Below are 14,175 nucleotides of genomic sequence, written 5' to 3'. Positions count from 1 at the left end.
TCCGGTGATCCATGTCGTTTCGGCCACTCGTCGGCACAGGGCCTCAGCGGTTGAGTGGAGCCATGACATCTCACCAGCAGCCAGCGGCCGCTCATCAGTCGTCGACACCATCGTCACGCAGACACACTTCCGGGTGGGTGCGGATCGCGGCACTGAGTTCAGGCGTGGCCGCAGGACTCGCCTCCGTCGTCGGGGCCGGGCTCATCGCGGTGCCCGCCGCGGTGCTCCACGAGACGGGCAGTGGCGCCGTCCTCACCTGGCTGGTCGCAGCATTGGCGTGCCTGCCCATGATCATGCTCTTCCGCGACACCGTTGTCGGGTCCGCCCGCAGCGCGGATCCGCTGCGCGCGACGATCCGCGCCGGACTCGGACATCGCGCCGCGGCCATGGTGCCGCTGATGTTCACGATGGTCGTAGTCGTCGGACTGCCCTCGGGCGCGGTCATGGCCGCGCGCAACCTCACGGCGATCGTGCGGGCGCCCGTGCCTGAGATCGCACTCGCCGCTCTCCTCCTCGGCGTTGCCGTCGCGATCAATCTGCGCGGTCGGACGCTCGGCAGCGCAGTCGAGCGCAGCGGCGCAGTAGTGCTCGTCGCGGCCCTCATCGGCGTCGTCACGTGGTCGCTGCTCCACCCGACGCGCTCACCCGACGTCCTCCCCGACGGCCCGGCGCTCGCGCTCGTGCCTGCAGGGGCGCTCATCGCCTTCTGGGCGTTCATCGGGTTCGAGAACCTCACCTTCCTCGCTCGCGAACTGCCCGATCCTCGTCGCGACTTCGCTCCGGTGGCGATGACGACCCTGGCACTCCTGCTCGTGCTTGTCCTCGCCCTCACACTGGCCGTCGTCGTCCAGACCGCTCAAGCGGATCCGGTCACCGGAGTCGTCGATGCCGTGCGGTCCACGCCGTGGGGCGGGACGGTCGCCGGAGTGCTCGCCGCCTCGGGACTGCTGGGCATGGCGCTCAACGCCGTGGCCTGGACGCGGGGTGTGGGCTCGGTCATCTCCGCGGCGGCCGCCGACGGGATCCTGCCTCGGGCATTCGCCGCTGCCCCCGATGCGGCTCCGCGTCGCGCCGTTCTGCTGCTGAGCACCGGCTTCACGGTGTCGCTGACGATTCTCCTCGTGCGACCCGACCTCGTCGTCGACATGCTCGGCGCGGCCAGCGGCGTCTTCGTGCTCATCTACATCATGTGCATCGTCGCCTACGTCCGCACAGTCGGCCTGCGGGTATGGAGCGTGGCGAATCTTCTGCTCGTGCCCCTCATGGCCTGGACGCTCATCTCCTCGGGGAGCCGGGCGATCTTCCCCGTCGCCGTTCTCCTCGTCGCCGCGGTCGTCGCCGTCGTCCGGACGAGGACCGGCTCACTCGCCGACGATCGCTGAGACGAGGGCGTCGACGTCCTCCGGCGTCGTGTCGAAGGCGCACATGAGGCGGACGACGTTCGGCTGCAGCGGCCAGTCGGCGAAGGCGAAGCGCTGTCGGGTGCGGGCGGCCACCTCGGCGGGCATGCGAACGAACACGACGTTCGCCTCCACCGCCTGGACCACGGAGAGCCCGGGCACACGGTTGTCAGCGGCCACCTCGGCGAGTCGATCGGCAAGGTGCACGGCCATGTCGTTGGCGTGATTCGCCGAGGTGCGCCACAGCTCACCGTCATAGAGAGCGCCCAGCTGGGCGGAGAGGAAGCGCATCTTCGACGACAGCTGCAGGTTCATCTTCCGCAGGAACCGCATCCCCTGCCCGATCTCGGGGTTGAGGACGACGACCGCCTCGGCGCCGAGGAGGCCGTTCTTCGTCCCGCCCAGGCTGAGGATGTCGACGCCGACGTCGGTGGTGAGCTCGCCGAGGCCGGTGCCGAGGAACGCTGCCGCATTGCCGAGGCGGGAGCCGTCGATGTGGAGGATCATGCCCTGGTCGTGGGCCGCCTCGGCGATCGCGCGGATCTCCTCGGGCGTGTACGTCGTGCCCCATTCCGTCGACTGCGCGATGCTCACGGCCAAGGGCTGGGCATTGTGCTCGCTGCCGCGGCCGATCACGGCGGCGGCGATAATGTCCGGGGTGAGCTTGCCGTCGACGGTCGGGGCGCCGATGATCTTCAGTCCGCCGACCTTCTCGGGGGCGCCCGTCTCGTCGTAGTTGATGTGGGCGCTGACGGCGGTGATGACGGCCGCCCACCGCGGCAGCGCGGACTGCAGGGCGAGCACGTTGGCGCCGGTGCCGTTGAAGACGGGGAACGATTGCGCATCGGGACCGAAGTGCCCGCGCATGACCTCGTGGAAGTGCGCCGTCCACGGATCACCGCCGTAGGCCGGAGTGTGGCCGACGTTGGCCTCGGTCAGCGCCGCCATCACTTCGGGATGGGCGCCGGCCCAGTTGTCGGACCCGAAGTTGCGCGGGTGATCGGCGGGATCGGAGCTGACGACGGGCGCGGTGACGGTGGTGGCGTTCTTCTGTGCTTCAGCGGTCGCGGATGAGGGCGTGGCGTCATTGTTCACCCGCTCAGCGTATCGCTGTCAGTGAGCAGACAGCGAAGAGGGAGCGACCGCGGTCGCTCCCTCTTCATTCCCCCTCAGGTGGTGCTCGGTCGGATCAGCTGTCTGCGCTGATCTTCCGACGCCGGACGAGTGCCATCGTCACGAGACCGGCCACGAGCAGTGCTGCGCCTGCGGCGAGCGTGCCGAAGCTGTCGACACCGGTCCGGGGCAGGTCGCCGCCAGGGCCGGGAGCCGTCGGCTTGTCGGTCGGAGTGTCGCCCGGTCCGGGAGCCGTCGGGGTCTCAGTCGGGGTGCCCGTCGGAGTCTCGGTCGGGGTCTCGGTGGGAGTTTCCGTCGGAGTTTCCGTCGGGGTCTCGGTGGGAGTTTCCGTCGGAGTCTCAGTCGGGGTCTCAGTCGGAGTCTCCGTCGGAGTCTCGGTCGGGGTCTCAGTCGGGGTCTCGGTCGGAGTTTCTGTCGGGGTCTCCGTCGGAGTCTCCGTGGGAGTTTCCGTCGGAGTCTCGGTCGGGGTGGGCTCTTCGTCACCGTCGCCGGTGCCGCCGCCGCCCTGGCGCACGACCTTGCCCTTCTTGATCACGGTCTCTTCGCCCTCGATCTCGAACTTCGCCGAGTTCGTGTACGAGTCAGACTTGCCGCCGTCGGTGACGGTCGTGCGGTAGATGACGGCGTAGACCCAGCCCTCTTCCGAGGTGAAGTTCACGGTCGCGCCATCGTCAGAGACGGTGTAGAAGTCCTGGGGCTTCGGTCCCCAGCCCACGGGCTGACCGTTCTCGTTGAACGTGTTCGTCCCCGACAGACGGGTCTCGCCCGGGATCAGCTCGATGTTCTCGCCGCCGAGGTCGGTGACGGTGACCTTCTGGCCGCCCTTCATGCCGCCGGCGGGCGACTTGATGTTGACGTGCCACTGGATGTAGTTCTCGTCGTAGTTGTAGTTGCCCCACTTGTACGAGTCCTGACCCTTCCACTCGCAGTCGCCGACGCACGGGCCATCGGGCGGAGTGACGGTCACGGTGTCCGAGACGTCGCCGAAGTCGTAGGTGACTTCCTTGGTCTCGGTGGTCTCGGTCTGCACCGACACCCAGAAGTAGAACGTGCCCTGGATGTTGAGCGGGTTCGCGTTGAGGTAGTCCGAATCGAGATCGCAGTAGAGCTGCGTCTCGGTCACGGTGCACTGTCCCATGGTCACGCCATCGGGATCCTTGAGTTCGAAGGAATCAGTGCGTCCCTGGAGCTCGTCGGGAAGATCGACGACGAAGCCGGCGGGCGTCTGAGGATTGTCGGGAAGGCTCCACGTGCCGTCGATGCGAGCAGTCGAGCCGCTCTTGATCGATTCCTCGTGGAACTTCAGCGAATCGATGTTCGCGTTCGTCTGGTATGGCGGTGCTGCCACAGCGGGGATCGCAATCAGCGCGGTTGCCACGAGGGCAAGCATCGCAAGGATTGCGGCAGCTGCGCGAGATGTCGCAGTTGTCATGTGATTCCTTTGTGTTGGTCGACGCAGACCGGCACCAAGGGTGCAATCCGGGAGGGGGACCGGGGCCAGCATCGAACGGGGACTGAGCTTCCAAGGTAACAACTTGGATACGATCTCCACAAATCATGCAAGTTTCCCGGGTGTGGCGGATCGCGATGGTTGCGCCCGAGACCGGGCGACCGCCCCGGCGCGAGGCGCGCACAGGACCGGGCGACCGCCTCGGCGCGAGGCGCGCACAAGACCGGGCGACCGCCTCGGCGAGGAGAGGCCCGGACAGCACGAAGCCCGCCTCCGGGTCAGCGGAGGCGGGCTTCGGACGGATCGCCGCGGAGCGCACTCAGCGCACCGCGGCAGCGCCTGATGTCGCAGACCGACGGTCAGCGCATCAGGCGCGCAGGCTCACTTGGCGTTGAGGAGTTCGCGCATGAGCTCAGCGGTCTCGGTCGGGGTCTTGCCGACCTTGACGCCTGCGGCTTCGAGCGCTTCCTTCTTCGCCTGGGCGGTGCCCGAGGAACCGGAGACGATGGCGCCGGCGTGGCCCATGGTCTTGCCCTCGGGGGCGGTGAAGCCGGCGACGTAGCCGACGACCGGCTTCGTCACGTTCTCCTTGATGTAGGCCGCGGCGCGCTCCTCGGCGTCGCCGCCGATCTCGCCGATCATGACGATCGCCTCGGTCTCCGGGTCGGCCTCGAACGCCTCGAGGGCGTCGATGTGCGTCGTGCCGATGACGGGGTCACCGCCGATGCCGATCGCGGTCGAGAAGCCGAGGTCGCGCAGTTCGTACATCATCTGGTAGGTCAGCGTGCCCGACTTCGAGACGAGTCCGAGCTTGCCCTTCTTCGTGATGTTCGCCGGGATGATGCCGGCCAGGGACTGCTCGGGCGAGATGATGCCCGGGCAGTTGGGGCCGATGATCCGGGTGGTGTTGCCGGCCTTCTGGGCGCGGGCCCAGACCTCGGCGGAGTCCTGGACCGGGATGCCCTCGGTGATGATGACGAGCAGGCCGATGCCGGCGTCGATCGCCTCGATCGCCGCGTCCTTCGAGAAGGCGGGCGGAACGAAGGCCACGGACACGTCGGCACCGGTCTTCTCCATCGCCTCGGCGACGGAGGCGAAGACGGGAAGCTCGATGTCGTCGCCGTTCTTGTCGACGTGCTTGACGGTGGTGCCGGCCTTGCGGGCGTTGACGCCGCCGACGACGTTCGACCCGGCCGCGAGCATGCGGGCGGTGTGCTTCGTGCCCTCCCCGCCGGTGATGCCCTGGACGATGATCTTCGAATCGGAATTCAGGAAGATAGACATGGGTGTGAGAGACCTTTCCTTACTTGGCGGCTGCCAGTTCGGCGGCCTTGTCGGCTCCACCGTCCATGGTGTCGACCTGGGTGACGAGCGGGTGAGCGGCCTCGGCGAGGATCGCCCGGCCCTCTTCGACGTTGTTGCCGTCGAGGCGGACGACGAGCGGCTTGGTCGCCTGGTCGCCGAGGATCTCCAGGGCCTTGACGATGCCGCGGGCCACCTCGTCACAGGCGGTGATGCCGCCGAAGACGTTGACGAAGACGGCCTTGACCTGGTCGTCGCCGAGGATGACGTCGAGTCCGTTGGCCATGACCTCGGCCGAGGCGCCGCCGCCGATGTCGAGGAAGTTCGCGGGCTTGACGTTGTCGTGCTTCTCACCGGCGTAGGCGACGACGTCGAGCGTCGACATCACGAGGCCTGCGCCGTTGCCGATGATTCCGACCTCACCGTCGAGCTTGACGTAGTTGAGGTCGAGTTCCTTGGCCTTGAGTTCGAGCGGGTCCTCGGCGTCGATGTCGCGCAGCTCTTCGTGGTCGGGGTGACGGAAGTCCGCGTTCTCATCGAGCGAGACCTTGCCGTCGAGGGCGAGGATGTCACCGGCACCGGTCTTGACGAGCGGGTTGACCTCGACGAGGGTGGCGTCCTCCTTCTCGAAGACGGTCCACAGGGAGGTCAGCACAGGAGCGACCTTCGCTGCGGTCTCGGCGTCGAAGCCGGCCGCCTCGGCGATCTCCTTGGCTTTGGCGTCGTCGATGCCGTCGATGGCGTTGACGGGGATCTTCGCCAGCGCTTCGGGGCGTTCGACCGCGAGCTGCTCGATCTCCATGCCGCCTTCCTTCGAGCACATGGCGAGGTAGGTGCGGTTGGAGCGATCGAGGAGAACGGAGAAGTAGTACTCTTCGGCGATGTCCGCACCTTCGGCGATCATCACCTTCTTCGTGATGTGGCCCTTGATGTCGAGACCGAGGATCTCGTTCGCACGTGCTTCGGCCTCGTCCGGATTCTTCGCGACCTTGACGCCGCCGGCCTTGCCGCGGCCGCCGATCTTCACCTGCGACTTGACGACGACCACGCCGCCGCCGAGCTCTTCAGCTGCCTTCTTCGCTTCTTCTGGTGTCGTGGCGACCTGGGCCTTGAGCACGGGCACTCCGTGCTTCTCGAACAGGTCACGCGCTTGATACTCGAAAAGATCCACGTGTCTTCCTTCGTTTCGTCTGCAGGGATTTTCCACCCAGCATTCGTACGGGGTCGTTTGGCCCCGCAAGAGCGTTGACGGATGCAACAACCAGGCACCACTTTATTCCCAACAGCACCCGAGCATCCAAACACGCAGGCCGCGAACGTAACGAATATCTCGTGAAAAAGTATCTTGGTCGTCAAGATTCTTGATCTGGACGTAATATCGGATCATGGATGAGGTGGATCGGATCGTCGCCGCGTGGCGACACGAACGTCCTGACCTCGATGTCTCCCCCATGGAGATCCTCTCCCGCGTGAGCAGACTGTCGCGTCAGCTCGACCGCGCACGGAAGTCGAGCTTCTCCGACTACGGCATCGAGAGCTGGGCCTTCGACGTGCTCTCGGCCCTGCGCCGCTCCGGCGAGCCCTACCAGCTCTCCCCCTCGACGCTCCTGCAGGAGACGCTCGTGACGAGCGGGACCATGACCAACCGCATCGACCGCCTCGTCACCGCCGGCTGGGTCGAGCGTCTGCCCGATCCCGACGATCGCCGCGGAGTGCTCGTGCGCCTCACCGAGGCGGGGCGGGCGACCGTCGACTCCGCCCTCGCCGATCTCCTCGTCAAGGAGCGCGACATCCTCGCCGGGCTCACCCCGGCCGGCCGACGCAAACTCGCGTCCCTGCTCCGGGAGCTCTCGACCGGCTTCGACGGCGACGAGGACTGAGCACGATGGCCGATCCCACTTCTGCCGCCGAGGCGACCGCCGACTCCCTGCGCCACTGGACTCCGGTGGCGCCGCCTCGGCGGGAGACGATCGTCGGGACGTCGGTCGACCTCGTGCCGCTCGATCCCGCCCGGCACGGCGACGGCCTCTTCGCGGCCGCGATCGCCCCCGGCGCCGAGGAGCGCTTCGCCTACCTGCCCGAGCACCCGCCGCGCGATCGCGCGGAGTTCGACGCGTGGCTCGACACTGCTGCCGCCTCGGCCGATCCTCTCTTCTTCGCCGTCGTCGACCGCGCGACCGGGCGGGCCGAGGGACGACAGGCCCTCATGCGCATCGACACCGCCAACGGCGTCATCGAGATCGGCAACATCCTCTGGGGTCCGGCGATCGCCCGCACCCGTGCGGCCACCGAGGCATTCTTCCTCACCGCCGACGCCGTGTTCGCGGCCGGGTACCGCCGGTTCGAATGGAAGTGCAACAACGACAACGCGCCGTCGAAGCGGGCGGCCACCCGGTTCGGCTTCACCTTCGAGGGTGTCTTCCGCCAGCACCTCATCGTCAAGGGACGCAACCGCGACACCGCGTGGTTCTCGATCCTCGACTCCGAATGGCCGGCCCTGCGCGAGGCGTTCGTCGCATGGCTGGCTCCCGACAATGTCGATGAGACGGGCGCTCAGCGTCGTCGGCTCGAGGATGTCAGGTCCGCCCGGCTGCGCTGAGCGCCGATGACGGCCCTCCCAGCGCGTCCTGCCCGGGTGTGAGCCGACCGCCGATTACGCTGGAGAGCGGGGTCGGTCCTCGGCGCGGAACCGCAGCGGATCCCGCGCCGTCCTCGCCGCCTCCCGCCGGTCCCATCCGACCGTGTCCGCTTCCCACGACCCGCACGAGGAACCATGCGCTTTCGCTCTCTCGCCGCCCTGACCACCGCCGCCGTTCTCGCCACCTCCGCGTGTGTGCCCACGTCGAACGAGACCCGACCGCAGCCCCGGCCCTCGGTCAGCGAGGAGGAGGTCACCCCGATCGCCACCCCCGACGACGCCCCCGCCGTCACGGTCGTCGACTCCTCCCCCGGCGGTGCGAAGGACACCGATCCGCTGTGGCAGGGGCTCTCGACCGCCGCGGCGGATCAGACTCCTGCGTACCTCAAGGTGTGGGTGCGCACGGCGAACCCCGACCTCCCGGAGTCCGGTGAGGTCACCGTCACCGCCGACACCCCCAACAGCGTGAGCGTCACCGTCGACGGCGCGAACGTCAACCGCGACAAGTCCCCGTTTCTTCAGATCCACGGCCTCTTCGACGTCGAGGAGATCGGCGAGTCCGCGTACACGCTGACGACCGTCAACTCCGATGACATTCCCGAACTCGACCCGCAGGGACCGAACGACGAGGAGCGCTGCACGGCCGATGATGCCCAGGATCGGATCTCCCTGGCCGCCGAGGACCTGTCGAACGACCCGTCGAAGCGCGAGGAGTTCCGTCAGCAGTGGGGTGCGTCCCCGCAGGTGTGGAGGGGCATCCAGAGGACCGCTCAGAGCCTCAGCCAGGAGGGCGGCGTGGCCGGCGACTACCTCACCGAGGCGTGCGGGGAGTACCTCGGTCAGTGACGTCCCGGCGGAGACGCTGACGGCCCAGCGGGTTCAGGCCGCGGACTGACGTCGGTTCATTCGGCGAGCGCGCGGTTGTAGGCGTCGACGACCGGCGGGGTGAAGTAGCCGAGGATGACGGCGATGGCCGTGATGAGGCACGCGAGGCCGAACCACAGCGAACCGCCGATCGTGCTGAAGCCGAAGACGATGACGAGGAGTTCGAACGCGATCGCCGCGGGCCGGGCCCAGCGGTGCAGACGCCACGACCCGCGGGCGGCGGCGAGCAGCCCGGCGGTGAAGATGAGGAACATGACGGCGAGCCCGATGAGGGAGGTCGCAAGCGATCCCGCCGAGAACGCCGTGACGATGAACGACACGGCCGTGCCCGCGAGGACGAGGGCCTGAAGGAGGAGGACGATGACGGGGAGGAGCATCGCCCGCGGCGTGGGAACACCGTGTCCGGCGGGTTCGACTCCCCCGCCGGATCCAGCGTCGGTGCTCCCCGGTCTCACACCGTCACCCGGGCGAATCCGGGGATGAGGATCTCGTCGAGCATCCGCTCGCGCACGTCGAGGGGAAGGAACGCCGCGGTCACGGCGTTGACGGTAGCCCATTCGAGGTCGGTCTGCGTCCAGCCGGCCTCGTCGACGAGCAGCCGCATCTCACGGGTCATCGAGGTTCCGGACATCAGGCGGTTGTCGGGGTTGATCGTCACAGCGAAGCCGAGGTCCTTGAGGCCGGTGATCGGGTGGCTGGCGATCGTCCCGCCGATGTCGGTCTGGAGGTTCGAGCTCGGGCACAGCTCGAGCGGGATCTGCTGGTCGAGGACCCAGGCGGCGAGGCTGCCGAGCTGACCCTCCCCGTCGACGATGTCCATGTCCTCGACGATCCTCGCGCCGTGCCCGATGCGCTGTGTGTGGCAGACGGTGACCGCCTCGTGGATCGATTCCTTGCCGGCGGCCTCACCGGCGTGGATGGTGAGCGGAACGTAGGCCTGGTGGAGGGCGTTGAACGCCGAGAGGTGGACAGACGGCGGGAAGCCGTTCTCCGGTCCGGCGATGTCGAAGCCGACGACGCCGGTGTCCGCGCCCTTCTCCCGGTGGCGGATCGCGAGTTCGGCGATGGCCATCGAGTTGTCGGCCTGGCGCATCGCGGTGAGGATCTGTCCGACGGTGATGAGCCTGCCCTCAGCGGCCGCCTCGGCGACACCGGCCTCGAGGCCCTCCTGCACCGCTTCGACGACCTCGTCGAGGTCGAGTCCCCCGGCGAGGTGCTGTTCGGGGGCCCACCGGGCCTCGGCGTAGAAGACGCCGTCGGCGACCTGGTCGAGCACCCATTCCCGCGCGACGCGGATGAGGCCCTCCCGCGTCTGCATGACCGCGGTCGTGTGGGCGAACGTCTCGAGGTAGCGGACGAGGTCGCCGGAGTTCGCGGAATCGGTGAACCACTGGGCCAGGGCGTCGGGTTCCGTGGCGGGCAGTTCGTGGCCGATCTGCGCGGCGAGTTCGATGATCGTCGCCGGCCGCAGACCGCCGTCGAGGTGATCGTGGAGGGAGACTTTGGGCAGCTGCAGGATCGGATCGTCGTGGGCGACGCCGGCGGGAGTATTCAACACGAGCCAAGTCTATCGGTCATCACCGCAGCAACGGGTCGTTCTCACTCCTGCGTCGGATCGATGTCGCCGCTCTTGATCCGCTCGCGCAGGTCGGTGATGCTGCGCCCGGCGTCGGAGACCCGGCTGAGGAAGCCGTCCTCGGCCGAGATCCCGATCCCGCCGTTGTCGATCGTGCCCTCGTACCGGCGTTCGGCGACGAGGATCCCGTTCATCTCCTCGGGGTCGACGTCGCCGGGTTCGACGATCTCGTCGGGGTTCTTGCTCTGCGGCCACTCGGGGAACATCGTGCGCAGGCCGCGGCGGATGTTCGGTTCGATCGTCGCGACGACGGCATCGCTGAAGTCCCCGGAGGCGCCATACCAGATGAGCTTCGGCAGCACCGGCGGTTCGGCGTCGTCGGCGGGGTCCGGGGTGGCGGTGGCCGCAGCCGTCCGCGTCTCGTCGGCGGCGCCGAGCACGCCCATCGCGGCCGCCGATCCGAAGGGCACGATGACGTCGGCATCGGCGCGGGATGCGGAGTCGAAGAACTCCCGTCCGCCCTCCTCGGTGTCGTCGACCGTGCGCGCGGCGATCCGCGAGTCACGGAACGAGGTGACGTCCGCGGTCTCCTCGTCGGCCTCCTCGTTGTAGAGGGCGACTCCCGCGTCGAAGGCGGAGAGGATCTCCTCGGCCTGGGGGAAGCCGCGGGAGACGAACGCGGCGACCTCACCGGACTCGCTCGCCGTCGCCGCGATGTAGCCGGCAATGAAGGCGGGGGGCACGAGGTCGAAGTCGATGCTGAGCACATTGTCGGGCAGATCCTCGCGCCCGCTCGCGACCCCGAGGAAGAGCGCGTCCGGGTTCTCCCGCGCGTAGGAGTCGAGTTCCTTCGCCCCGCCCGGTCCGACGACGGTTGTCAGCGTGCACTCCTCCCCCGGTGTGCGGGCGAGTGCCGCCGAGGTGGCCGAGACATCCGAGACCCGCTGGCTCGAGGTGGCGGTGAAGACCCCGGCCGACCGGGCGAGCTCGGTCTCGGCGAGGGTGAGCGCACCGGCCGAATGGTCCTCGAATCCGGCGGGTGCGGAGATCATGCAGGCCGTCGTCGGATCAGGGGCCGCGGCGGGGGTCGTCACCGAGCACGCACTGGCGCCGAGGAGGCTGAGCACCCCGAGGCCGGCACCTGCCATCCTGGTCACGAGCGTGGTTCTCATGACAGACAGGGTATCCGGCTGGGCTGAGTGCCGTCCGTCAGGCCGGTCGCGGGAGGGCAGGCGGCCGCCCAGTGCTGTCCCGTGGCTATCCCGTGGGCTGGAGCGCCTCGCGCTTGCCGTCGAGGACCTTGAGCGCGGTCGCGGTGAAGATCCGTGCGGCGATCGGCACGCTTCCCTCGTCGATGAGGAGGTCGCCCTGGTGGATGTCGTACGTGATGCCGCCGGGGGTGCGGGTGCCCATGCGCACGAGCGCGCCCGGGCAGTGCGTGAGGTACCACGCGAAGTCCTCGCCGCCCATCGACTGCGGGGTCAGCTGCACGGAGTTCTCGCCGAGTTCGGTCCGCACGGCCGACTCGATGAGGGCGACCTGGTCCTCGGTGTTGACCACCGGGGGGACGCCGCGGCGGTGCTCGAGGTCGACCTTGACCCCGTACGGGCCGGCGATGCGCTCGACGAGCTCGGGGAGCACCTCGGCGACCTGATTCCATCCGTCGACGTCGAGGCACCGCAGCGTCCCGCGGAGGATCCCCTCCGAGGGCACGACGTTCGCGGCGTGACCGGCGCTGATCTCGCCCCAGACGAGCGAGATCGCATGGCGGGGGTCGATGAGGCGTCCGAGCGTCGAGGGCAGGTCGGTCGCGAGCTTGCCGAGGGCGTAGACGAGGTCCTCGGTGAGGTGGGGCCTCGAGGTGTGGCCGCCGTGGCCGGTGAGCCGGATGGTGACGGTGTCGCCGGCCGCGGTGATCGCACCGATGCGTGAGCCGATCCGGCCGACGTCGACGTTGGGGTCGCAGTGGACGGCGTAGATCTCCGGCACGTCGTCGAGGGCGCCCTGGGAGATGACGCGCAGCGCCCCGCCCGGGGTGACCTCTTCGCCGGGTTGGAAGATCAGGCGCACCCGCCCGCCGAGGCCGCCCGGGGTCGTCTCGTGGGCCCGCTGCAGGGCGATGCCCGCGCCGAGGAGGCCCGTGAGATGGACATCGTGACCGCACGCGTGGGCGACCCCGGGCACAGTGGAGGCGAAGTCCTCGGCGATGAGGTCGTCGATGGGCAGGGCGTCGATGTCGGCGCGCAGGGCGAGCGCGATCGGTCCCTCGCCGACGTCGCAGACGAGACCCGAGCCCTCGAGGCGCCGCGGAGTGAGCCCGGCGGCCTCGAGTCGGGCGGCGAGCTTGTCCGTCGTCGCGAACTCCTGGAAGGACAGCTCCGGGTGCGCGTGGATATCGCGGCGGAACTCGAGGAGTTCGGGCGTGAGCTCGGCGATCGCGGCTGCCGTGGTGGCGTCGGGGGTGGAGGTGCGAGCCGCATCGGCGCGGGGCGCATCAGCATTCACCGCTTCCGGGCGTGCGGCATCGTTGCCGGCCGCCTCGGCGTCGGCCGCATTCGGGCGGGTGGCGGTCGGGCGGTCCGCGTCGGCCGTCGCCGCTTCGGTGAGCGGCGCACCGCCTGCGGTGCGGGGATCGGGGTTGAGTGACATTGAGGCCATGCTAGACACTCGGACGCGGGTGTGGGCCTCGGGTGACCAAATTCGACACGATCGGTGACGTCGAGTGACCATCGGTGGTCGCCGGCATCGCGCGGCCGGGCCCGCCGCTCAGGCCGGTTGGGCCACGCCGCTCAGGCTGGTTGGGCCACGTCGCCGGCGGCCTGCAGGCGGAGTTCGCAGGTGGTCGCGGTGAGGAACGGCTGGACCTCGGCGACCCGCAGGGGCCCCGGCACCTGGGCGAGAACATCGTGGAGCAGGCGCGCATGCACGGCGCACGCCATCGTCCGCTCATCCCCGACGAGCTCGAGGTGCGGGCAGGCGGCCAGCGCGATGCCCAGACCGGTGTCGTCGGCGACGGGCTCGAGTCCGGAGTCGTCGAGATGATCGACGAGTGCGTCGAACTGCTCCCCCGCTCCGTCACCGAGCCTCCGGACGGGCTCGGGCACACACGAGTAGCCGACCCGCGCGAGCACCGGCCCCAGCGCCCTCGCCCGGTCGATCCGACTCTTCGCCGCCGGGTTCATCTCCGCATCGTCGACTGCGCGGTAGACCGTCGGTGGTCGCCCCCGGGTTCCCGACGGTCGCGGCCGCGCACTGACGAGTCCTTCGTCGATGAGGACGCCGAGGTGGTCCCTGGCCGTGTTGATGTGAAGGCCGACCGCCTCGGCGAGGTCCTTGAGAGTGCGGTCAGGCCCCTGCTGAACGGCACCGAGGAGGCGGACGCGGTTGAGTTCGGTGAGACCGCGGTAATCGGTCGTTCTGCGCGGCATGGGGACATCCTCGAAGTCGGAGAGTCGTGCACTGCATCTGTGATTCTACGCCGTGTAGAAAAAAGGGGGCCAGCCTCCCAGGTGGGGCGGTGTGCCCATGCCGCAACCGCCTCGGGACCGCCGAGGCGGTGAGCGCCGGAGACCGCACCGAGATCCCGACAGCCTGCGAATAAACACGGTCGAAAGGCGCGCGGGCCGCCTCGGCGAACCGGCACCCTGGAACCGCCGAACCGTCCTGGGCCCGCACACCGCACCCGGCACGGTTCACCCGGCCGTCGGCTCCACCGCCACCCGCCGCCGGGGATGAGCACCTCCCCTCGCCGCCCGGGCGCCCACCCATCGCCACCGCAGAGACCGCACTC

General features: G+C 68.9%; 13 protein-coding genes. 4 read left to right on the top strand and 9 right to left on the bottom strand.

Annotation, left to right across the window (positions count from 1 at the left end; translation table 11 throughout):
- The first annotated feature begins 11 nt into the window (after positions 1-11).
- Positions 12-1,382 (top strand): amino acid permease, encoded by a 1,371-nt coding sequence (locus tag FJ887_RS04690; protein ID WP_137826413.1) that lies wholly within the window; start codon positions 12-14, stop codon positions 1,380-1,382.
- On the opposite strand, the gene FJ887_RS04685 is transcribed toward FJ887_RS04690, so the two are convergent.
- The 4 genes from FJ887_RS04685 to sucC all read right to left on the bottom strand — a co-directional run bounded on the left by FJ887_RS04685 (position 1,362) and on the right by sucC (position 6,457).
- Positions 1,362-2,495 carry a threonine aldolase family protein gene (locus FJ887_RS04685; RefSeq protein WP_137826414.1) on the bottom strand — a complete coding sequence of 378 codons (1,134 nt, stop codon included), beginning with the start codon at positions 2,493-2,495 and terminating at the stop codon, positions 1,362-1,364. The genes FJ887_RS04690 and FJ887_RS04685 overlap by 21 nt on opposite strands.
- Before the next feature lie 94 nt (positions 2,496-2,589).
- Positions 2,590-3,882 (bottom strand): collagen binding domain-containing protein, encoded by a 1,293-nt coding sequence (locus FJ887_RS04680; protein ID WP_140954734.1) that lies wholly within the window; start codon positions 3,880-3,882, stop codon positions 2,590-2,592.
- Positions 3,883-4,365: 483 nt separating this feature from the next.
- Entirely contained in the window at positions 4,366-5,268 is a 903-nt protein-coding gene (sucD, locus tag FJ887_RS04675; protein WP_140954735.1) for a succinate--CoA ligase subunit alpha, read from the bottom strand.
- A gap of 19 nt (positions 5,269-5,287) precedes the next feature.
- Complete coding sequence (gene sucC / locus FJ887_RS04670; protein ID WP_137827096.1) at positions 5,288-6,457, bottom strand: ADP-forming succinate--CoA ligase subunit beta; 1,170 nt, start codon at positions 6,455-6,457, stop codon at positions 5,288-5,290.
- A gap of 214 nt (positions 6,458-6,671) precedes the next feature.
- Between sucC and FJ887_RS04665 the strand changes: the two genes are divergently transcribed.
- The 3 genes from FJ887_RS04665 (at position 6,672) to FJ887_RS04655 (ending at position 8,770) form a co-directional block, all read left to right on the top strand.
- The gene (locus FJ887_RS04665) at positions 6,672-7,166 is read left to right on the top strand and encodes a MarR family winged helix-turn-helix transcriptional regulator (protein ID WP_137827097.1); all 495 of its coding nucleotides are present in this window, start codon (positions 6,672-6,674) and stop codon (positions 7,164-7,166) included.
- 5 nt (positions 7,167-7,171) lie between these two features.
- Positions 7,172-7,885, top strand: coding sequence for a GNAT family N-acetyltransferase (locus FJ887_RS04660; protein ID WP_140954736.1), 714 nt, complete (start codon positions 7,172-7,174; stop codon positions 7,883-7,885).
- Between the two features lie 174 nt (positions 7,886-8,059).
- The gene (locus tag FJ887_RS04655) at positions 8,060-8,770 is read left to right on the top strand and encodes a hypothetical protein (RefSeq protein WP_140954737.1); all 711 of its coding nucleotides are present in this window, start codon (positions 8,060-8,062) and stop codon (positions 8,768-8,770) included.
- A gap of 56 nt (positions 8,771-8,826) precedes the next feature.
- On the opposite strand, the gene FJ887_RS04650 is transcribed toward FJ887_RS04655, so the two are convergent.
- From FJ887_RS04650 to FJ887_RS04630, 5 genes are all read right to left on the bottom strand, one after another.
- A complete protein-coding gene (locus FJ887_RS04650; RefSeq protein WP_249356834.1) occupies positions 8,827-9,264 on the bottom strand; it encodes a hypothetical protein in 438 nt (145 codons plus the stop codon).
- Positions 9,261-10,367, bottom strand: a complete 1,107-nt coding sequence (locus FJ887_RS04645) for an adenosine deaminase (RefSeq protein ID WP_137826178.1) — start codon at positions 10,365-10,367, stop codon at positions 9,261-9,263. The genes FJ887_RS04650 and FJ887_RS04645 overlap by 4 nt, the downstream gene beginning before the upstream one ends.
- Before the next feature lie 41 nt (positions 10,368-10,408).
- Positions 10,409-11,557, bottom strand: a complete 1,149-nt coding sequence (locus FJ887_RS04640) for a BMP family ABC transporter substrate-binding protein (protein ID WP_137826177.1) — start codon at positions 11,555-11,557, stop codon at positions 10,409-10,411.
- Positions 11,558-11,642: 85 nt separating this feature from the next.
- Positions 11,643-13,034 (bottom strand): amidohydrolase, encoded by a 1,392-nt coding sequence (locus FJ887_RS04635; protein WP_249356833.1) that lies wholly within the window; start codon positions 13,032-13,034, stop codon positions 11,643-11,645.
- 140 nt (positions 13,035-13,174) lie between these two features.
- A complete protein-coding gene (locus tag FJ887_RS04630) occupies positions 13,175-13,813 on the bottom strand; it encodes a helix-turn-helix domain-containing protein (protein WP_137826176.1) in 639 nt (212 codons plus the stop codon).
- Positions 13,814-14,175 lie beyond the last annotated feature (362 nt).

Origin of the sequence: Brevibacterium sp. XM4083 (assembly GCF_006489205.2) — a bacterium.
Taxonomy (GTDB): Bacteria; Actinomycetota; Actinomycetes; order Actinomycetales; family Brevibacteriaceae; genus Brevibacterium.
Note: the sequence above shows the minus strand (reverse complement) of the source record. Positions and strands in the feature narration are given on the sequence as shown.